The following is a 17,477-nucleotide window of genomic DNA, read 5'->3' on the forward strand; positions in this document are numbered from 1 at the left end:
AGAGGAAATCTGATTACGGGGTGATTTTTTAAAATTTTAAGATAGCGTTTACAATTACTATAGTTTATAATAAAGGGGATTACAACATTACCTTTATGTGGGAGATGTTCAGATGAAACCTAATCCTTATTATTACATTGCTCTAATCGTTTCGTGGGTTCTGTTTAGCATATATTTCCTAAACAATGAAAGTGTTTCAATGCTTCCTATGGTGTTGAATATTCTAGTTATTGGGGCTATTGTGACAATCATTCCCAGAAGAGTTGAGAAGAGAAATTAAAAAAGCAGTCTAACCATTAATTTAGGTTACACTGCTTTTTTTCTACGCTATCTTTTTCTGACACTTCGTACATAGTCCGTAAAGTTCTATTTTATGACTATTAATTTTAACGCCTTCTAATTCATTCTGCCAAGTATCTACTGGACAGTAATGGACTACTTTTATGAGTCCACATTTTTCACAGATAAAGTGATGGTGATGATGGTCACTACAAGAAATTGTGTAATGTAATTCACCTTCAAATGTGGATTGTTCTAATATATTCACTTCATACATTGTATATAGATTACGATAAATCGTGTCATAACTGATACCTGGATAGAGTGCATTCATATATTCATACACTTCTTTTGGACTAATATATCTATTATGATCATTAAAATATTCAATGATACTCAATCTTTTTTCTGTAACTTTTAAATTATGACTTCTTAATACTTCTTTATAATTCACGTGCTCTGTCACTTTGACCCACCCCTACTTTCTTAACTAAAAATGTAAGTGCTAATATGACTAACGCAACAAGTACGATTGTTCCTCCTGGTGAAATATCCAGATGGAATCCGAGGAATAATCCACTGATTACAGAGAGTTCTCCAAACAGGATACTCACAAAAATTAATTGCTTAAAGCTTGATGTAATACGAATCGCTGCTGCTACTGGTAATGTCATCATCGCACTTACCAAAAGAATACCTACAATTCTCATTGACGCACTGATGACTAAAGCAACTAATACAATAAAAATAATATGAATAAAACGATTAATCTTCATTACTTCACTGTATTCTTCATCAAACGATAGTAAAAACATCTCTTTATATAAAAGAATAATGAATGTAACCACTACTACGCCAATAATGGAAATTAAAATTAAATCTCCCTTAGTCACTGCACTAATGCTACCGAATAAATATCCAAATAAATCTTGGTTAAATCCATTTGAGAGACTTAAGAAAATTACGGATAATGCGATACCGAGACTCATGATAATCGGAATCGAAATTTCTGAGAAGTTTTTATATGCTGTACGCATCTTTTCTATTCCCAGCGCTCCGAGTACAGAGAACACAACTCCTGAAATTAACGGATTAATCACTAATCCTGTGAGACTTGTAATATAAAGTCCAAATGTAATCCCACCTAATGAGATATGAGATAACGCATCAGCTATTAAGCTTAGACGCCTCACCACAATAAATGCACCTAATAACGGTGCAATCAGACCAACAATCAGTCCACTAATAAATGAATATCTTATAAAATCAAACGTAAATAGTGCCTCAATCATTGTGTGCCACCTCGCAACATTGACGGTCATGATCATGGCTGACGAGTTGAAGCGGGAATCCGTAAACTTTAGAAAGATCTGCTTCATTCAAGTTTCTGAACTCATTATTGGTTCCATGAAAGTGTAAGTGCTCATTTAAGCATGCTACTTCGTCAGCTTGATCGATGACTACCCCAATATCATGGGTAACAAGTAAAATCGTTGTCCCGGCTTCTTTTAGCTTTGTAAGCACTTCATAGAAACTGTGGATATTTTTAGCATCAATACCTTCTGTTGGCTCATCAAGTACTAAAATTTCTGGATTATTAATTAATGCTCGTGCGATAAACACACGTTGCGTCTGTCCACCTGAAAGTAATGAAATGTTTTTATCTCTTAAGTCATCTATATCTAAGAGTTTTAACACATCATCAAGTCGAGCGTAATCTTCTTTTTTATATCTAGAGAATAATCCACGCTTTTTAGTTAAACCAGCAAGTACAACCTCTTCTACTGTTGCTGGAAATCCTTTAGCAAATGATGCCGCTTTTTGCGACACGTATCCAATTTTTTCACTAAATGTAGATTCTTTAGGTTTCTTACCGTCGATTAAAATTTCACCTGTTTGTAGTTTTTTAATACCGAGGATCAGTTTTAGTAGCGTGGATTTACCAGAACCATTTGGCCCCACAATTGCGACGAAATCGCCTTTATGAATTGTTAAGTTAATATCTTTTAATGCTGTTGTATGTTCTAACCGATCTCTATATTCATAACTCACGTTATTAATTTCAAATACCGCTTCAGTCATTACTTCACTCCTTAATCTATAAAATTATAACGTAACCATTACGGTTTGTAAATGTAAAAACATTAAAAAAGAACGCAATATGCGTTCTTAATATTAAATCATATTCGGATTAATTTTTTGAAGTAAATCTGGATCAAAGTGGCCAGATCTAATCATTTCAATTTCATACTTGTATGGTGGTTGTTTATCGTTCTTATCTGGACCAACGAACGGTGTTTCTAATATTTTAGGAAGACCGTCAAATACTTCATGATGTAGGACATTCATTAGTGCATCGAAACCGATATGTCCAAAACCAAAGTTTTCGTGTCTATCTTTTTTAGCACCTGTTTCGTTTTTAGAGTCGTTAACGTGTACAACTTTAATACGGTCTAAACCTACAATTTTGTCGAACTCTGTTAAGACACCATCTAGGTCATTCTTGATATCATATCCTGCATCGTGAACGTGGCATGTGTCAAACGTTACTGAAAGTCTTTCGTTATTAGTAACACCGTCAATAATTTGAGCGATTTCGTCAAAGTTTCTTCCGATTTCACTCCCCTTACCTGCCATTGTTTCTAATGCAATTTGGACATCATGGTTTTCTTGTAGTACAATGTTAAGTCCTTTTACGATAGACTCAATTCCGGCATCTGCTCCCGCACCTACGTGAGCACCTGGGTGAAGTACAATTTGTTTAGATCCAAGCGCTTCCGTACGCTTAATTTCTTCAATTAGGAATTCAACACCGTGGTCAAATACACCTTCACGTGTTGTGTTCGCAATGTTGATGATATACGGTGCATGGACAACAATATTTGAAATCCCATTCTCTTTCATGATCTCTTGACCACGTTCGATATTTAAATCTTCAATAGGTTTTCTTCTTGTGTTCTGTGGTGCACCTGTGTAAATCATAAACGTGTTTTCACCGTAAGAAGCTGCTGTTTCTGCTGATGCCTCTAACATTTTCTTACCGTTCATCGGTACATGTGATCCAATTAACATTTAAATGCTCCTATCTCTGTTTTCTATTCTGTCTTTTTGTACGTACAGCATGTTTTTTACGTTCTTCACGTTCAAGCTTTTGTAACTTCGCTTGCATTTTTTTCTTGTACCCTGGTTTTACCTTTTTAGGCTTTCTTACTTTATAAGATAAATCCTGATCAAGTGACGCTTGTTGTTTACTTCTGTTCGTACGTTTTTTTCTGTCTTTAATTTCTTTTAACTCACCATGAATGAGATCTTCGTGAACAAATTTATATCCTTTTTGTTCTAAGATGTCCACTAAGTGTTGTTCGTCTGGTGTATAAAGCGTGATTGCGACCCCACTATATTGACCACGACCTACACGACCCACGCGGTGTGTAAAGAATTCAATTTCTTTTGGAATATCATAGTTGATGACGTGTGAGGCACCATCAAAATCAAGTCCACGTGAAGCAAGGTCACTTGCAATCACCCAGTGATATTCTAAATTTTCAATTTTCTTAATTTCTTTTTGACGTTCTCTTGGTTTTAATCCACCATGGAATAACCCTACGTTAATTCCGTTTTCTAATAGATATTCGAACAGTTCATCCGCACGTTCTCTACTATTTGCGAAGATGATACCAATGTATGGTGTCACTGATTTTGTGATTTTAAGAATTTTATCTTTCTTATCTTGTCCTTTAACTGGAATCAAGCTGTAGTGAATAGACGTTTTATTCTTAGGCGTGTCAATCACAATAACTTCTGTATTTCCTACATATTTCTTTAAAAACGTTTGAAGCTGTTCTGGAATTGTTGCTGAGAAGATTAAGAACTGGGCATCTGAATTAATTGCGTTAGACACTTGGTCGATCTGTTCTAAAAATCCAAGGTCAATCATTAAGTCCGCTTCGTCAATAACAATCATTGTCGTGTCACTAACTTTTAATACCGAGTTATCGATTAAATTCTTCACGCGCGTTGGTGTACCAATCACAATGTGAGGTTGGCTATCAGCTCGTCTTAAATCTCTTTCTAATTCAGTTCCACCTACAAATACTTTTGCTTCGATTTCAGGGAATGAAACAAGTAGGTCTTTTGTCATTTGGTTAATTTGTCTCGCTAACTCTCTTGTTGGTGCGAGAATTATCGCTTGTGTTGATTTATCATCTTGAACAATTTTACTAATAATCGGTAATAAAAATGCATGGCTCTTACCACTACCTGTCGCTGACTGTGCGATTACATTTTTACCTGATATCACTCTAGGAATAACTCTTTCCTGCACCATCGTCGGATGCGTGAAGTGGATATCATCAATTGCTTTTAATAACGTGTCATCAAAATTAAATCTTTTAAAAGCATTCATGTTTTCACCTATTTCTATTTTAAACTCGTTAACCATTATACATGATAAATAGCCCGATTCCTATTAATTATTCAGTATTTCGTTTGATTTGAAATTCATAGAATATCAGCTATAATCATTAAGGAGGAGGCTTCTAAATGAATATAATTAAAATTTCTCCACGTGGGTATTGTTATGGAGTCGTAGACGCTATGGTAATTGCTAGAAACGCATCTCTAGATAAAAACTTACCTCGTCCAATATATATTCTCGGTATGATCGTCCACAATAAACATGTGACAGATGCATTTGAAGAAGAAGGCATCATCACTTTAGATGGTCCAAACCGTTTAGAGATTTTAGAACAAATTGAAGAAGGTACGGTTATCTTTACAGCACACGGGGTATCACCAGCAGTTAAAGAACGTGCTAAAGCGAAGGGACTTACGTGTATTGACGCAACGTGTCCTGACGTTGAGTTCACACATGAACTTATCAGAAATAAAACTAAAGAAGGATTCGACGTTATTTATATCGGTAAGAAAGGTCACCCAGAACCAGAAGGTGCGGTTGGAGTTGCACCAGACAATGTGTTCTTAGTAGAAGACCTTGACGATATTAAAGAACTTCCAGAGCGTTTGAAAGACTCTAAGCTGATTGTGACGAACCAAACGACGATGAGTCAGTGGGACGTTAAACATCTAATGGAAGAATTAGAGAGAGTCTATCCAGATATCGAAGTTCATAGAGAAATCTGTTTAGCAACGCAAGTGCGTCAAGAAGCAGTAGCAGAACAAGCGAAAGATGCTGAGCTTCTGATTGTTGTGGGTGACCCTAAGAGTAATAACTCAAATAGACTTGCACAAGTTTCAAAAGAAATTGCGCACACAAACGCATACAGAATTTCATCACTATCAGAACTTAAACTCGAATGGTTAGAAGGTATTGAGACAGTTGCAGTAACAGCAGGAGCATCAACTCCAACACAAATCGTAAAAGAAGTCATTACATTCCTATCTAAATACGATGGAACAGACAATACACTACCAGAATCAACTGTACCGAGCCAAAAAATCTTACCAAAGATCAAAAATCCAGAACCAGTTAAAATTATGGAATAAAAAATCACCCCTTAAAGTTGGAATCTCAACTTGAGGGGTGATTTTTTTATCTCTCAAACGGATCTGTCACTACAGTAGTTTCTACGACTTCAACATCTACTTCTTTTTCTAGTAATTCTTTTAATCCTTTGATCATCAGATATTCTAAATGGTGACCTGCGTCTATAATATTATAACCGTCTCTCTTTGCATCTAATGCTTCGTGATATTTAATATCTCCTGTGATTAAGCAGTCTGATTTTTTCATCGCTTGACCTATATAGCTCGCGCCGCTTCCACCAATTATTGATACTGTCTTAACTGGCTCATCGTTTCCTTTAACTACCGAGTGTACTTTTCTCCCAAGCACCTTCTCGATATTTGTAACGAGGTCTTCCATCGAACCATTGAAGTTTGCATACACCCCTAATCCTTTTTCTACAGGTTTCTTAATTTCAATCAGATCGTATGCTACTTCTTCATACGGATGTGCTGTTTCCATTTGACGCACCATATCCATATTTCCATCAAAAATTGCCTCTAAGACATATTCATCCACATATTCTATATTACCTCTCTCACCGATATATGGGTCTGCAGAATCTAATGGTTTGAACTGTCCTTTTACCGGATACTGATAAAAACACGCTTCATAGTTACCTTGTTTTCCAAATCCAATTTTTATGAGTTCCTCTTTAAATGATTCAAGGTCTTGTTCTGGCACATTAACTCTCAGTTTCATTGAGTTTTCTATTTCTGGAATCAAAATTTGATGATTCATTAGTCCGATAGATTCAGCAATCATCGCACTTACACCGTCTGACTGAAAATCTAGATTTGTGTGTAGTGCAAATATATTAATATCATTCTTAATAATCTTTTTTAGAAGCCTGCTTTCAGCATTGTCTGTGATTGTTTTTATTTTAGAAAAAATGAGTGGATGATGCGCAACAATCGTGTTAATTTTTTTAGAGATTGCTTCGTCTACAACTTCATCTGTTACGTCGAGCGTCGTCATAATCCCAGTAACAGTGTCAGTTCTCTCTCCTATCAATAAACCCGTATTATCCCATGATTCACTATCTTTAAATGGTGCAATCTTGTTTAAGACTTTAAATAAATCATTTATTTTCATTATCTAAAACCGCCTTTATACGTTTATATCTACTTTCTAGAACATCCAGACCTGACTTATTTTTACTCTTATTATTTATTGTTTCAATGACAGTATTTAAATGTTCTGCTTCACCATTCAGTCTTTCTAAGAACATTTCACTACGTTTTTCTAAATTGATTGGTCCAAAGTAAAACTCTTCTTCAGAATACTCTTCTTTACCATAATCCATCACAATCGTTTCGTAGTACAACTCTTTCTTTTCGTCTTTCACGATTGTCTCATCTACTACGTGATAACCTCGGTTTACGAGTACACGTCTAATCGGTTCTGCAAATGTATTTGCCGATAAAATGAATCGTGGCTTGTTAATTAATTTAACGAAGCCTTCTTCAATAATGTCAGCAATAAGTGGACCACCCATCCCGCAAATAGTGATAGTGTCTATTTTTTCATTATCTAGTACAAGAAGACCAGAGCCAAGTCTTACATCTATCTTGTCATCTAACATATTCAATCTGACATTTTTTAGAGAGTTCTCGTAAGGACCATTTACCACTTCACCACATATTGCATTTTTGACTAAATCATTTTGTACAGCATAAATCGCTAAATATGCATGGTCAGATCCAACATCAAGTAGAGTGTCTCCATTGATGTATTCACTTACTTTTAATAATCGATTATCTATCATAATCATACCTCATCATTTTTAAGTATAAAAAAATAAAACTCCCAACAGACTCGTGGGAGTTTTATTATACGTTATTATTCAGTGAAATACTGATATAAAACTTTCATATCATCATCTGAAATTTGATCTTCTGAGTGTGCCGGCATAGCGTTTTTACCGTTTCTTACAATATCATGGAACTCGTCTTCAGATAAGCCAGTACCCTGTAATGCAGGCCCCATAGCACCTGAGTAGTCTTGACCGTGACATGAAGCACAGTTTTGTTTAGCGTAACCTTCAGCATCAAAGTCACCGCTTGAAGCTGCGTCTTCTCCGCCTTCTTGTTGTTGAGTTGCAACGTCTTCTCCGCCTTCTTCTGACTTGTTAGCGCCATATGAAGATAGTAAGAATACTAAACCAACACCAAGGAAAATAATAAGTAAAAATGGAATGATTGGATTTCTATTCATTCACTTGCCCTCCCTAATTGTTTCAAATATTCATATTTAATTGTATAGTACTTTTACGAAAATTCCAATGAGAATTTCAGTAAAACTCACAATTTGTTCACATTTTTAGTCCATGAAGTCTTTTAATTTTTTACTTCTTGACGGATGTCTAAGTTTTCTGAGTGCTTTTGCCTCAATTTGACGAATACGTTCTCTTGTTACACCAAATACTTTTCCAACTTCTTCTAATGTGCGAGTTCTTCCATCATCAAGACCAAATCTTAATCGAAGTACATTCTCTTCACGATCAGTTAATGTATCTAGTACATCTTCTAATTGATCTTTAAGCATTTCATATGCCGCATGTTCTGAAGGACTTTGAGCTTCTTGGTCTTCAATGAAATCTCCTAAGTGACTATCGTCTTCTTCTCCGATTGGAGTTTCTAGTGAAACTGGTTCTTGAGCAATTTTTAAAATTTCCCTTACACGTTCTGCTGGAATATCCATTTCTTCCCCAATTTCTTCAGGAAGGGGTTCACGACCCAAGTCTTGTAGTAATTGTCTTTGGATACGAATCAACTTGTTGATTGTCTCAACCATGTGTACTGGAATACGAATTGTACGTGCTTGGTCTGCAATCGCACGAGTGATTGCTTGACGAATCCACCAAGTCGCGTATGTTGAGAATTTGAAACCTTTAGTGAAGTCGAATTTCTCAACTGCTTTAATGAGACCCATGTTACCTTCTTGAATTAAATCTAGGAATAACATACCGCGTCCAACGTATCTTTTTGCGATACTTACAACAAGTCGTAAGTTTGCTTCAGCAAGTTTGTTTTTTGCTTCTAAATCTCCCGCTTCAATACGCTTAGCAAGTTCTACCTCTTCTTGTGCTGTAAGTAAATCTACTCGACCAATCTCTTTTAAGTACATGCGTACAGGGTCATTAATTTTAATGCCTGCAGGTGCACTCATATCTTTTAAGTCTAGCTTCTCATCAGTGTCTGATGCATCTTTTTCATTTATTAATTGAATTTCTTGTTGATTTAACTCTTCAAAAAAATCATCCATAGCATCTGAGTCTAAATCAAAATTTTGTAATTTATCTGCAATTTCTTCATGAGATAATTGACCCTCAGCCTTACCCTTTTCTACTAGAAAATGTTTCACTTGTTCAAGTGATGTAAGATCGAGTTCTGCCTCGTCAGTAACTAAAGCTTTTTTATTAGCCATTGTTATCCCCCTAAAATAATAGTCTACAATTTGTGCGCTTGATCGAGTTCTATAAGTTGCTGTAGAAGTTCTAGCTGACGATTCATGTCACCTAAAAGTTCTGCTTCTTCAATTTCTTCTTGTAATTTCTCTCTATCCTTCATACTGTTCTTAATACCACTTAAGTCGTTGATGTAATCATCTAATTGACTAATACTATCAATTATAGGTAGATTAATATTCATCAAGTCATTTATTATTGTCATTTGGTCTTCATCTAAGTATGAATAAAAGTGAGAAATATCAAAGATTTCTTCGGCACTATAGTATTCGACTAACTTATTAAATATACCATAATTCCCAATTGAATTGAAAATTTCTACCTCATATCCTTGAATAAATCTGTCTAAATATTCTTTTTCGTTGATAAAAGTTTTAAGAAGCATCTTTTCTTTAAAATCTCTAGGTGAAGTAGTTGTAATATTTCTCGTTAAGGAAGGATTTACTTGTCGAATCGTATTTCGTCTATTCGGTAATCGTTTAAAGATAACTTCACGATCCACTTCGAACATTTCTGCGATTTCCTTAACCAGTCTACTCTGTTCTATATCGTCATTAATATATTTTAATAGGTCAATGAGTTCTGTTAAACGTTCTGTAAATAGTAAATCATTGCCTTTTGCTTCTTTAATAGATTTCTCTGCAAGATAAAGAACGAATGATATTTTATTTTCATACACATACTTTTCAAAGGCTTCTACACCTTTCTCAACAATTAACTCATCAGGATCTTGTCCTTCACTGAGTGGTATGACATACACGTTCAGTCCTGATTTAATTAAATTCTCTCCGATTGACTTTGTCGCTGTTTGACCCGCAGTGTCACCGTCGAACATCAATGTTACGTTATCACATGAACGTTTTAATATTTCAACATGTTCATTTGAAAGGCTCGTCCCCATCAATCCAACGATATTCTTTACTTTCGTCGTTTTTACTTTTAGGACGTCCATGTGTCCTTCCATCAAGAAAACTTCGTTTTTACTACGAATCATTTTAAATGCATCAAATAAGTTATAAAACAGTCTTCTTTTTTGGAAAAGATCAGTTTCTGGTGTGTTTAAATATTTAGGTGTTGATCCATCTAAACTCCGAGACGTAAACCCCACAAAGTTTCCTTTATGGTTTTTTATCGGAATCATAATTCGATTTCTAAATCTGTCGAAATACGAAAATGTTTCTTCGTTTCTAGATAAAATACCCGCCTGAAACATAGCTTCGTTTGAGTATCCTTTTTCACTTAATGCTTTGATTGCAAAGTCATTCATATTAGGTGAAAGACCAATTTTTTCTTTTTTAATATCTTCTAATGTGAAACCTCTGTCAAGCATGTATTGTAAGGCCGCTTCGCCTTCGGTCGTCTGCACCAAGATATGGTGGTATAGCTCTATCATGATGTTATGCATAGCAATGAGCTGCATATCCTTCGAGTTCATCTCAGACTTAGAAATTTCTACATCTACGCCCACTTTTTGTCCAAGTTTTTGAACTGCTTGCTGGAAATCAAGATGGTCCATTTCCATTACAAAATCAATCGATGAACCATGCGCTTTACATCCAAAGCAATGATAAAAGTCTTTTTCAGGGTTAACGTTAAAGGACGGTGTTTTTTCATTATGGAATGGACATAGTCCTAAATAGTTATTCCCTTTTTTCTCTAAATCAATGTATTCAGATATGACACTGACGATATCTGTCTTTTCACGAATTTCTTCAATTGTTTGTTTACTAATCGCCATATTTTTTCATACTTTCTATATACCTAATATTTTCATTATCTCATTCGCTGATTCTTCAATCGCTTTATTTGAAACATTGATTGTCTGACATCCAAGCTTCTTAACAATCTGATCAAAATATTCAAGTTCTTCAGAAATTCGTTCGCTTTTACCATAATTAGCTCCGTCTAATAGTCCCAGTTGTGATAGTCTTTCTTTTCTGATTCTAAAGAGCGGTTCACTGTCTATTTTTAGACCGATAATCTTACTTGGATCTATATTAAACAACTCTTTTGGTACAGCAACCTCAGGGACTAATGGTACGTTTACCACCCTATACCCTTTATGAGCAAAATATTGCGATAATGGTGTTTTAGATGTTCTGGAAACACCAAGAAGGACAATATCTGCCTTTAAAAGACCACTTGAATCCTTGCCATCATCATATTTAACGGCAAATTCTATAGCATCAATTTTTTTGAAATAGTCTTCATCCAAGATATGAACGCGTCCTGGTTCGTAAAACGGTGTGAGTTCTGTTTTAGATTCAATCGCTGACATGATTGGTCCCATAACATCGACATGCGTGATATTTTTTTCGTTTAAGGTTTTTTGCACGTAGTCTCTTAATTCAGGGTGGATGATCGTGTATACAATAATAATGTCTTCGTCTTTATGCTGACGAATGACAAAATCAAAATCCTCTTTGTCTTTGATATGCGGGTAGCGTGTGAGTACTTTTTCATCAATTTCAAAATTGAATTGTGAAAGACCAGCTCTTGCAACGAACTCTCCAGTCTCTCCAATTGAGTCTGAAACGATGACTATTTTAAAAGAAGCCAAAAAATCATTCCCTCGAAAAAATTTCTTTGATTAAATATTATATTATATTTTCTCTCATAATGGTATCATTCTTATTTACTAGTTTCCTTGCAATATTATTATTCTTTAATTATAATTACTTTGAAAGCGAGCTAAGGATGGTGAAAGCTTAGCGCACAAAAACTGGCTTAAAATTTTATATCTAAAAGTTGAGTATAACGTAAGTTTATATACTAAAATGGGTGGAACCGCGGGCTAGATGCTCGTCCCTGGATAACATATTTTGTTATCCAGGTTTTTTTATGGAAAAGGAGAAGATTATTATGGCAAAAGAACACATGTACACAATGGATGAACTTGTAAACTTCGCAAAAACACGTGGATTTGTTTTTTCTGGATCTGAAATTTATGGTGGCCTTGCAAACACTTGGGACTACGGTCCACTTGGAATTGAATTAAAAAATAATGTAAAACAAGCATGGTGGAAAAAATTCATTCAAGAATCACCCTACAACGTAGGTATCGATGCCTCGATTCTTATGAACCCAAAAGTTTGGCAAGCATCTGGTCACTTAGAGAACTTCAATGACCCTATGATTGACTGTCGTTCTTGTAAATCAAGACTTCGTGCAGATAAACTGATTGAAGACGTTATGCACAAAGAAGACGATACTTTCGTGGCGGACGGTCTTTCATTCGATGCTATGAAAGAAATTATTGAAGAAAGAAATATTAACTGCCCTGTTTGTGGTAAGCACGAATGGACAGATATTCGTCAGTTCAACTTAATGTTCAAAACGAGCCAAGGAGTAACTGAAGGTTCTACTACTGATATTTATCTACGTCCTGAAACAGCTCAAGGTATCTTTGTTAACTTTAAAAACGTTCAAAGATCAATGAGAAAGAAATTACCATTCGGTATTGGGCAAGTAGGTAAATCATTCCGTAACGAGATTACACCAGGTAACTTTACTTTCAGAACACGTGAATTCGACCAAATGGAACTTCAGTTCTTCTGTAAACCAGGAACTGAAATGGAATGGTTTAATTACTGGAGAGACTATGCAGATCAGTGGTTAAGAGATCTTGACATGGACATGGAAAACATTCGTATGCGTGACCACGATGAAGATGAACTCTCACACTACTCTAACGCTACAACTGACTTTGAATACAACTTCCCATTTGGTTGGGGTGAACTATGGGGTATCGCAAGTCGTACAGACTTTGACTTATCCCGACACATGGAACACTCTGGAGAAGATTTCAAATATCATGACCCAGAAACTAACGAGAAATATGTACCATTCGTTATCGAACCTTCACTCGGTTTAGACAGAATGACTTTAGCGTTCTTAGCTGATGCATACAAAGTAGAAGAATTAGAAGATGGACAGTCTAGAACTGTGCTACAACTTCATCACAAGCTCGCACCATTTAAAGCGGCAGTTCTTCCTTTATCTAAAAAATTATCTCAAGATGCAATGAAAGTATACGAGCAACTTGCTGGTGAATTCAACGTAGAATTTGACGAGAGTCAATCTATCGGTAAACGCTACCGTCGTCAAGATGAAATCGGTACGCCATTCTGTATCACATTTGACTTCGATTCATTAGAAGACAACAAAGTTACAGTACGTGACAGAGATACAATGGAACAAGAAAGAATTGACATCAAAGACCTTAACGAATATTTAGAAGACAAATTTAAATATTAGTCAAAAAAATGCACATAAATCCTTTTTGGGTTTATGTGCATTTTTATATATCAAGCATTTTTCGTGCTTTAAAATATTCACCTGTATATTCTTGAAACAACATTTCAACAACTTTAAACATCTTTTTAGCAGTCTCTGTATTGATATCAATTGAGTTTAGATCATTTATTCTCACATGCTTTAAAAATGCTATTAAATAAACAATACGATTTTCAATCAAAACTGAACGATTTATATTGTCTTCTGTTTGGCAATCCGTACAAAGAAGTCCATGAAACTTAAAACTATATCGATTTAATTTTTGAAAATCATAGGTTCCACATTGAATGCATCTATCAAAATTTAGTGCTGCACCATATTTAGGAAATAGTTTAATGAGAACGAATGATAATACTGCATACATCTCACTACCATCTTCTAGACGGTCAAATGCAACTTTACATAAGTCATAGAGGGTTTTATCAGGAAACTCCTCTTCTACAACCCGACTAATTGCTTCTAACACATAACTTGCACCAGTGTATAAATCAAAGTCAGTATTCATATGTCTATATGGATGAATTACATCAACCTCAGTCAATGTCCCCATACCACGATGTCTTGAATATGTGAAAAGACTATTTTGAAATCCTTGTCTCAAACTTGCAAATGGACTATTGGGTTTGTTAAACCCTCTAGCCATAAGTGGGACACTTGCCCCATTTTCAGTCAATATAGTAATAATTCGGCTAGACTCACTATAGTTCGTCTGCCGAATCATTATCGCTTTATCTTGGTAAATCATTGACTCACCCTAATATTCTTCATCTTTATAGCCAAGGCTACGAATAAACTGTGTCTTATTTCTCCAGTCTTTTTGAACTTTTACCCAAAGCTCTAAGTACACTTTACTGCCAAGCAAGTTTTCAATATCTTTACGTGCTAATGTACCAATACGTTTAAGCATCTTACCGCCTTTACCTATAACCATCCCTTTTTGAGAATCACGTTCTACATAAATCGTCGCTTGAACGTGCACTTTCTCTCCTTCGTTTTCAGCCTTCATCTTCGTCACTTCAACCCCAATTGAATGTGGGATTTCTTGTTCTGTTAAATGAAGTGCTTTTTCTCTGATTAACTCAGAAACAACAAAGTGTTCTGGATGGTCAGTGACTCTATCTTTAGGATAATACATCGGCCCTTCAGGTAAGTGTGATTCAATCACTTTTAATAGTGAATCTACATTGTTTCCTTGAAGCGCACTAATCGGTACAATATCGCTAAACTCTAACTCATCTTTATAGCTTTCAATAATTTCGATTATTTCATCAGGATGAATTAAATCAATTTTATTAATTACTAAAACGATCGGGGTAGAGTTATTTTTTAGCATATCTATGATGTATTTATCTCCAGGGCCTTTTTTCTCAGTAGCATTAACGATGAAGAGAATCACTTCACTCTCACGAAGTGTATTTCTCGCTACTTTCATCATGTGCTCACCAAGTTGGTGTTTCGGTTTATGAATCCCTGGTGTGTCGATAAAAATCATCTGTGCATGATCAGTCGTATAAACACCTTGAATCTTATTTCTTGTTGTTTGTGGTTTATCACTCATAATTGCGATTTTTTGGCCGAGTACGCGGTTCATGAATGTCGATTTACCGACATTCGGACGACCTATGATTGTAATAAAACCTGATTTAAATCCATCAAACATTAATCCATATCCTTTCCAGAGAAGCCTAGTGGTAATAACTCATCAACGGTACGCTTAATAACACGACCGTCTTTAGAAGTCATATATACAGGCATATCATCGTGTGTTAATTCTTTTAGTACTTGTCGGCACACACCACATGGACTTGCTGGGTCTTCCGCGTCAGTAATCACTACGATTGCTTTAAATTTAGTTATTCCATTCGCATAAGCTGAAACAAGCGCAGTTCTTTCCGCACAAATTGTAGCTGGATAAGATGCGTTCTCAATGTTCGCTCCATAGATATATTCATCATCTTCAGTAATTAATAATGCACCTACATTAAACTCTGAATACGGTGTATATGCGCGCTTTTGTGCTTCTTTAACTTCTTCTAACCATTCTTCTTTAAAAATACCATCTTTCATATTAATACTCCTTTTTAATTAAATAGTGATAAGATTTTTGGGATGAAAACAATCATGCCCACAACACCTGCATAAATACATGCTAAAAGAACTGCAAGTGCTGCAATATCCTTTGCATGTTTAGCAAGTGGGTGATATTCATTTGTCACGAGATCTACTGTTTCTTCTAAAGCGGTATTTAAAGTTTCTAAAATAAGTACAGCAAATATGGCTGACACAATAAACAACCACTCTACAGCATCTATTTTAAAAATGAATCCAAAAATGATAACAGCAACACTCGTTAAGAGATGTGCGATGAAATGATAATCCTTTGAAGTAATATAATAGAGACCTTCAAACGGGTATTTAAACCTCTTCATTGTCCTATCCTCTAGGAATACCAAAATCATCTAAGATTTCTTTTTGAATACCAAACATCTCTTTTTCTTCTTCTTCATTCATATGGTCAAATCCGAGTAAGTGTAAAAATCCGTGTAAAGATAAAAACAGAATTTCTCTCTCATAAGAATGTCCATACTCTGCTGATTGTTCTCTAGCACGATTCGTATTGATGATAATATCACCGAGTACTGATGGCATACCTTCAATCACCGGTTCATCTTCATCATCTAAAAAAGCGAACGAGATCACATCTGTCACTTCATCTTTTTCACGATAATCGCGATTAATTTCTTTAATCTCAGAGTCAGAAACAAACGATACAGATACTTCCGCTTCGTCTTTTAATTCAAGATGTGAATATGCAAAGTTCAGTAGTTCATTGATTTGTTCTTCTTCTACTTCTGTAATGTAATTATCTCTGTCTGTAAAATCGATTGTTATCATATTTTTACCCCTCATATGCTCGAATTATTTTTGTAACAAGCGGGTGTCTCACTACGTCTTCAGCTTTGAAATGATTAACCCCAATACCTTTAATACCCTCTAACATACGGACACTCTCAATCAGGCCACTTGGAGTGTTCTTCGGTAAGTCAATTTGAGTCTCATCACCAGTAACTACCATTTTTGAACCAAATCCAAGTCTTGTTAAGAACATTTTCATTTGCATGCTTGTAGTGTTCTGTGCCTCATCTAAGATAACAAACGCATCATTCAACGTACGTCCTCTCATGTATGCGAGTGGTGCAACTTCGATGATGCCACGTTCGACCAATCGATCTGTCGTTTCCACTCCTAGTACAGTGTGAAGACCGTCATATAGAGGTCTTAAATACGGATCTACTTTTTCTTTTAAGTCCCCAGGTAAGAAACCGAGATTTTCTCCTGCTTCTACAGCTGGTCTTGTTAACACAATACGCTTAATTTTATTGTCTTTAAGCATTTGACAAGCAAGGACAACAGCTAAGAAAGTTTTACCTGTTCCAGCTGGACCTACTCCAAATGTTAAATCGTACCGCTCAATCATTTCAATATACTCTCTTTGACCACTTGTCTTTGGTCTGATTGGCTTACCTTTAAAATCTTTAGCAATTGTTTCTTTATATAAGTCTTCAAGGTACTCTAACGTGTCTTTACGTGACATTTGAATCGCCGCTTCAACGTCACGTAATCCTATTGTATTTCCTTGATGCATAATTTTAAGTAAATTTTCTAAGATCGTCTCCACTTTAGAAACGTCTTCACTGTTATCACCTTTCACGCGAATTTCATTTCCGAGGGTATGAATTGTGACTTCAAATTCTGATTCGAGGGCTTTTAAATGAGCATCATTTGCTCCAATTAATTCTTGTGCCTCGTCTAAATTATTTAAATGTATTACATTAGTCATGCACTGACTCCTTTATATTCTACTGATTTAAATTTACCATAAATCCTATTGTCTAGCTAAGATTAAAG

General features: G+C 35.4%; 19 protein-coding genes. 2 read left to right on the plus strand and 17 right to left on the minus strand.

Annotation, left to right across the window (positions count from 1 at the left end; all coding sequences use genetic code 11):
• Positions 1-322: 322 nt before the first annotated feature.
• The 5 genes from IEU51_RS01900 to IEU51_RS01920 form a co-directional block, all read right to left on the minus strand.
• Complete coding sequence (locus IEU51_RS01900; RefSeq protein ID WP_186087668.1) at positions 323-745, minus strand: Fur family transcriptional regulator; 423 nt, start codon at positions 743-745, stop codon at positions 323-325.
• A complete protein-coding gene (locus IEU51_RS01905; RefSeq protein ID WP_186087665.1) occupies positions 723-1,571 on the minus strand; it encodes a metal ABC transporter permease in 849 nt (282 codons plus the stop codon). The genes IEU51_RS01900 and IEU51_RS01905 overlap by 23 nt, the downstream gene beginning before the upstream one ends.
• On the minus strand, positions 1,564-2,361 hold the full coding sequence (locus IEU51_RS01910; protein ID WP_186087662.1) for a metal ABC transporter ATP-binding protein: 798 nt from the start codon (positions 2,359-2,361) through the stop codon (positions 1,564-1,566). Before IEU51_RS01910 ends, IEU51_RS01905 begins: the two co-directional genes overlap by 8 nt.
• A 93-nt stretch (positions 2,362-2,454) precedes the next feature.
• Positions 2,455-3,351 carry a deoxyribonuclease IV gene (locus IEU51_RS01915; RefSeq protein WP_186087659.1) on the minus strand — a complete coding sequence of 299 codons (897 nt, stop codon included), beginning with the start codon at positions 3,349-3,351 and terminating at the stop codon, positions 2,455-2,457.
• A 10-nt stretch (positions 3,352-3,361) separates the two neighbouring features.
• Complete coding sequence (locus IEU51_RS01920; protein WP_186087656.1) at positions 3,362-4,684, minus strand: DEAD/DEAH box helicase; 1,323 nt, start codon at positions 4,682-4,684, stop codon at positions 3,362-3,364.
• 137 nt (positions 4,685-4,821) lie between these two features.
• Here IEU51_RS01920 and IEU51_RS01925 point away from each other — a divergent pair, with 137 nt between their 5' ends.
• Complete coding sequence (locus IEU51_RS01925; protein WP_186087642.1) at positions 4,822-5,784, plus strand: 4-hydroxy-3-methylbut-2-enyl diphosphate reductase; 963 nt, start codon at positions 4,822-4,824, stop codon at positions 5,782-5,784.
• 46 nt (positions 5,785-5,830) lie between these two features.
• On the opposite strand, the gene IEU51_RS01930 is transcribed toward IEU51_RS01925, so the two are convergent.
• The 6 genes from IEU51_RS01930 to IEU51_RS01955 all read right to left on the minus strand — a co-directional run bounded on the left by IEU51_RS01930 (position 5,831) and on the right by IEU51_RS01955 (position 11,832).
• Positions 5,831-6,898: a Nif3-like dinuclear metal center hexameric protein gene (locus IEU51_RS01930; RefSeq protein WP_186087639.1), complete on the minus strand. Its 1,068-nt coding sequence runs from the start codon at positions 6,896-6,898 to the stop codon at positions 5,831-5,833.
• Positions 6,885-7,571 (minus strand): tRNA (adenine(22)-N(1))-methyltransferase, encoded by a 687-nt coding sequence (locus IEU51_RS01935; RefSeq protein ID WP_186087622.1) that lies wholly within the window; start codon positions 7,569-7,571, stop codon positions 6,885-6,887. The genes IEU51_RS01930 and IEU51_RS01935 overlap by 14 nt, the downstream gene beginning before the upstream one ends.
• Before the next feature lie 74 nt (positions 7,572-7,645).
• Positions 7,646-8,020 (minus strand): c-type cytochrome, encoded by a 375-nt coding sequence (locus IEU51_RS01940; RefSeq protein WP_186087618.1) that lies wholly within the window; start codon positions 8,018-8,020, stop codon positions 7,646-7,648.
• Between the two features lie 105 nt (positions 8,021-8,125).
• The gene (gene rpoD / locus IEU51_RS01945; RefSeq protein ID WP_186087615.1) at positions 8,126-9,232 is read right to left on the minus strand and encodes an RNA polymerase sigma factor RpoD; all 1,107 of its coding nucleotides are present in this window, start codon (positions 9,230-9,232) and stop codon (positions 8,126-8,128) included.
• A 23-nt stretch (positions 9,233-9,255) separates the two neighbouring features.
• Entirely contained in the window at positions 9,256-11,010 is a 1,755-nt protein-coding gene (gene dnaG, locus IEU51_RS01950; RefSeq protein ID WP_186087612.1) for a DNA primase, read from the minus strand.
• 15 nt (positions 11,011-11,025) lie between these two features.
• On the minus strand, positions 11,026-11,832 hold the full coding sequence (locus IEU51_RS01955) for a pyruvate, water dikinase regulatory protein (RefSeq protein WP_186087609.1): 807 nt from the start codon (positions 11,830-11,832) through the stop codon (positions 11,026-11,028).
• 302 nt (positions 11,833-12,134) lie between these two features.
• On the opposite strand from IEU51_RS01955, the gene IEU51_RS01960 reads away from it, so the two are divergent.
• Positions 12,135-13,529 carry a glycine--tRNA ligase gene (locus tag IEU51_RS01960; protein WP_186087606.1) on the plus strand — a complete coding sequence of 465 codons (1,395 nt, stop codon included), beginning with the start codon at positions 12,135-12,137 and terminating at the stop codon, positions 13,527-13,529.
• A 43-nt stretch (positions 13,530-13,572) separates the two neighbouring features.
• Here the strand turns inward: IEU51_RS01960 and recO are convergent, their stop codons facing one another.
• The 6 genes from recO to IEU51_RS01990 are packed head-to-tail and all read right to left on the minus strand — an operon-like array spanning position 13,573 to position 17,409.
• Positions 13,573-14,313, minus strand: coding sequence for a DNA repair protein RecO (recO, locus tag IEU51_RS01965; protein WP_186087603.1), 741 nt, complete (start codon positions 14,311-14,313; stop codon positions 13,573-13,575).
• A gap of 9 nt (positions 14,314-14,322) precedes the next feature.
• Positions 14,323-15,228 carry a GTPase Era gene (gene era, locus IEU51_RS01970; protein ID WP_186087600.1) on the minus strand — a complete coding sequence of 302 codons (906 nt, stop codon included), beginning with the start codon at positions 15,226-15,228 and terminating at the stop codon, positions 14,323-14,325.
• On the minus strand, positions 15,228-15,635 hold the full coding sequence (gene cdd / locus IEU51_RS01975) for a cytidine deaminase (RefSeq protein ID WP_186087597.1): 408 nt from the start codon (positions 15,633-15,635) through the stop codon (positions 15,228-15,230). Before cdd ends, era begins: the two co-directional genes overlap by 1 nt.
• Positions 15,636-15,649: 14 nt before the next feature.
• Positions 15,650-15,997, minus strand: a complete 348-nt coding sequence (locus IEU51_RS01980; protein WP_186087594.1) for a diacylglycerol kinase family protein — start codon at positions 15,995-15,997, stop codon at positions 15,650-15,652.
• Positions 15,998-16,001: 4 nt separating this feature from the next.
• Entirely contained in the window at positions 16,002-16,463 is a 462-nt protein-coding gene (gene ybeY / locus IEU51_RS01985) for an rRNA maturation RNase YbeY (protein ID WP_186087591.1), read from the minus strand.
• Between the two features lie 4 nt (positions 16,464-16,467).
• The gene (locus IEU51_RS01990) at positions 16,468-17,409 is read right to left on the minus strand and encodes a PhoH family protein (RefSeq protein ID WP_186087588.1); all 942 of its coding nucleotides are present in this window, start codon (positions 17,407-17,409) and stop codon (positions 16,468-16,470) included.
• Positions 17,410-17,477: the final 68 nt, after the last annotated feature.

It is taken from the genome of Phocicoccus schoeneichii, from assembly GCF_014635565.1.
GTDB classification, from domain to species: Bacteria; Bacillota; Bacilli; order Staphylococcales; family Salinicoccaceae; genus Phocicoccus; species Phocicoccus schoeneichii.

What these genes read in the sequence shown, in the direction of transcription:
- dnaG (WP_186087612.1), bottom strand. Translation starts at nt 11,010, where the DNA reads ATGGCGATTAGTAAACAAACAATTGAAGAAATTCGTGAAAAGACAGAT.
- IEU51_RS01960 (WP_186087606.1), top strand. Translation starts at nt 12,135, where the DNA reads ATGGCAAAAGAACACATGTACACAATGGATGAACTTGTAAACTTCGCA.
- IEU51_RS01980 (WP_186087594.1), bottom strand. Translation starts at nt 15,997, where the DNA reads ATGAAGAGGTTTAAATACCCGTTTGAAGGTCTCTATTATATTACTTCA.
- IEU51_RS01910 (WP_186087662.1), bottom strand. Translation starts at nt 2,361, where the DNA reads ATGACTGAAGCGGTATTTGAAATTAATAACGTGAGTTATGAATATAGA.
- IEU51_RS01930 (WP_186087639.1), bottom strand. Translation starts at nt 6,898, where the DNA reads ATGAAAATAAATGATTTATTTAAAGTCTTAAACAAGATTGCACCATTT.
- recO (WP_186087603.1), bottom strand. Translation starts at nt 14,313, where the DNA reads ATGATTTACCAAGATAAAGCGATAATGATTCGGCAGACGAACTATAGT.
- IEU51_RS01990 (WP_186087588.1), bottom strand. Translation starts at nt 17,409, where the DNA reads ATGACTAATGTAATACATTTAAATAATTTAGACGAGGCACAAGAATTA.
- rpoD (WP_186087615.1), bottom strand. Translation starts at nt 9,232, where the DNA reads ATGGCTAATAAAAAAGCTTTAGTTACTGACGAGGCAGAACTCGATCTT.
- IEU51_RS01935 (WP_186087622.1), bottom strand. Translation starts at nt 7,571, where the DNA reads ATGATAGATAATCGATTATTAAAAGTAAGTGAATACATCAATGGAGAC.
- IEU51_RS01940 (WP_186087618.1), bottom strand. Translation starts at nt 8,020, where the DNA reads ATGAATAGAAATCCAATCATTCCATTTTTACTTATTATTTTCCTTGGT.
- IEU51_RS01925 (WP_186087642.1), top strand. Translation starts at nt 4,822, where the DNA reads ATGAATATAATTAAAATTTCTCCACGTGGGTATTGTTATGGAGTCGTA.
- ybeY (WP_186087591.1), bottom strand. Translation starts at nt 16,463, where the DNA reads ATGATAACAATCGATTTTACAGACAGAGATAATTACATTACAGAAGTA.
- IEU51_RS01920 (WP_186087656.1), bottom strand. Translation starts at nt 4,684, where the DNA reads ATGAATGCTTTTAAAAGATTTAATTTTGATGACACGTTATTAAAAGCA.
- era (WP_186087600.1), bottom strand. Translation starts at nt 15,228, where the DNA reads ATGTTTGATGGATTTAAATCAGGTTTTATTACAATCATAGGTCGTCCG.
- cdd (WP_186087597.1), bottom strand. Translation starts at nt 15,635, where the DNA reads ATGAAAGATGGTATTTTTAAAGAAGAATGGTTAGAAGAAGTTAAAGAA.
- IEU51_RS01905 (WP_186087665.1), bottom strand. Translation starts at nt 1,571, where the DNA reads ATGATTGAGGCACTATTTACGTTTGATTTTATAAGATATTCATTTATT.
- IEU51_RS01915 (WP_186087659.1), bottom strand. Translation starts at nt 3,351, where the DNA reads ATGTTAATTGGATCACATGTACCGATGAACGGTAAGAAAATGTTAGAG.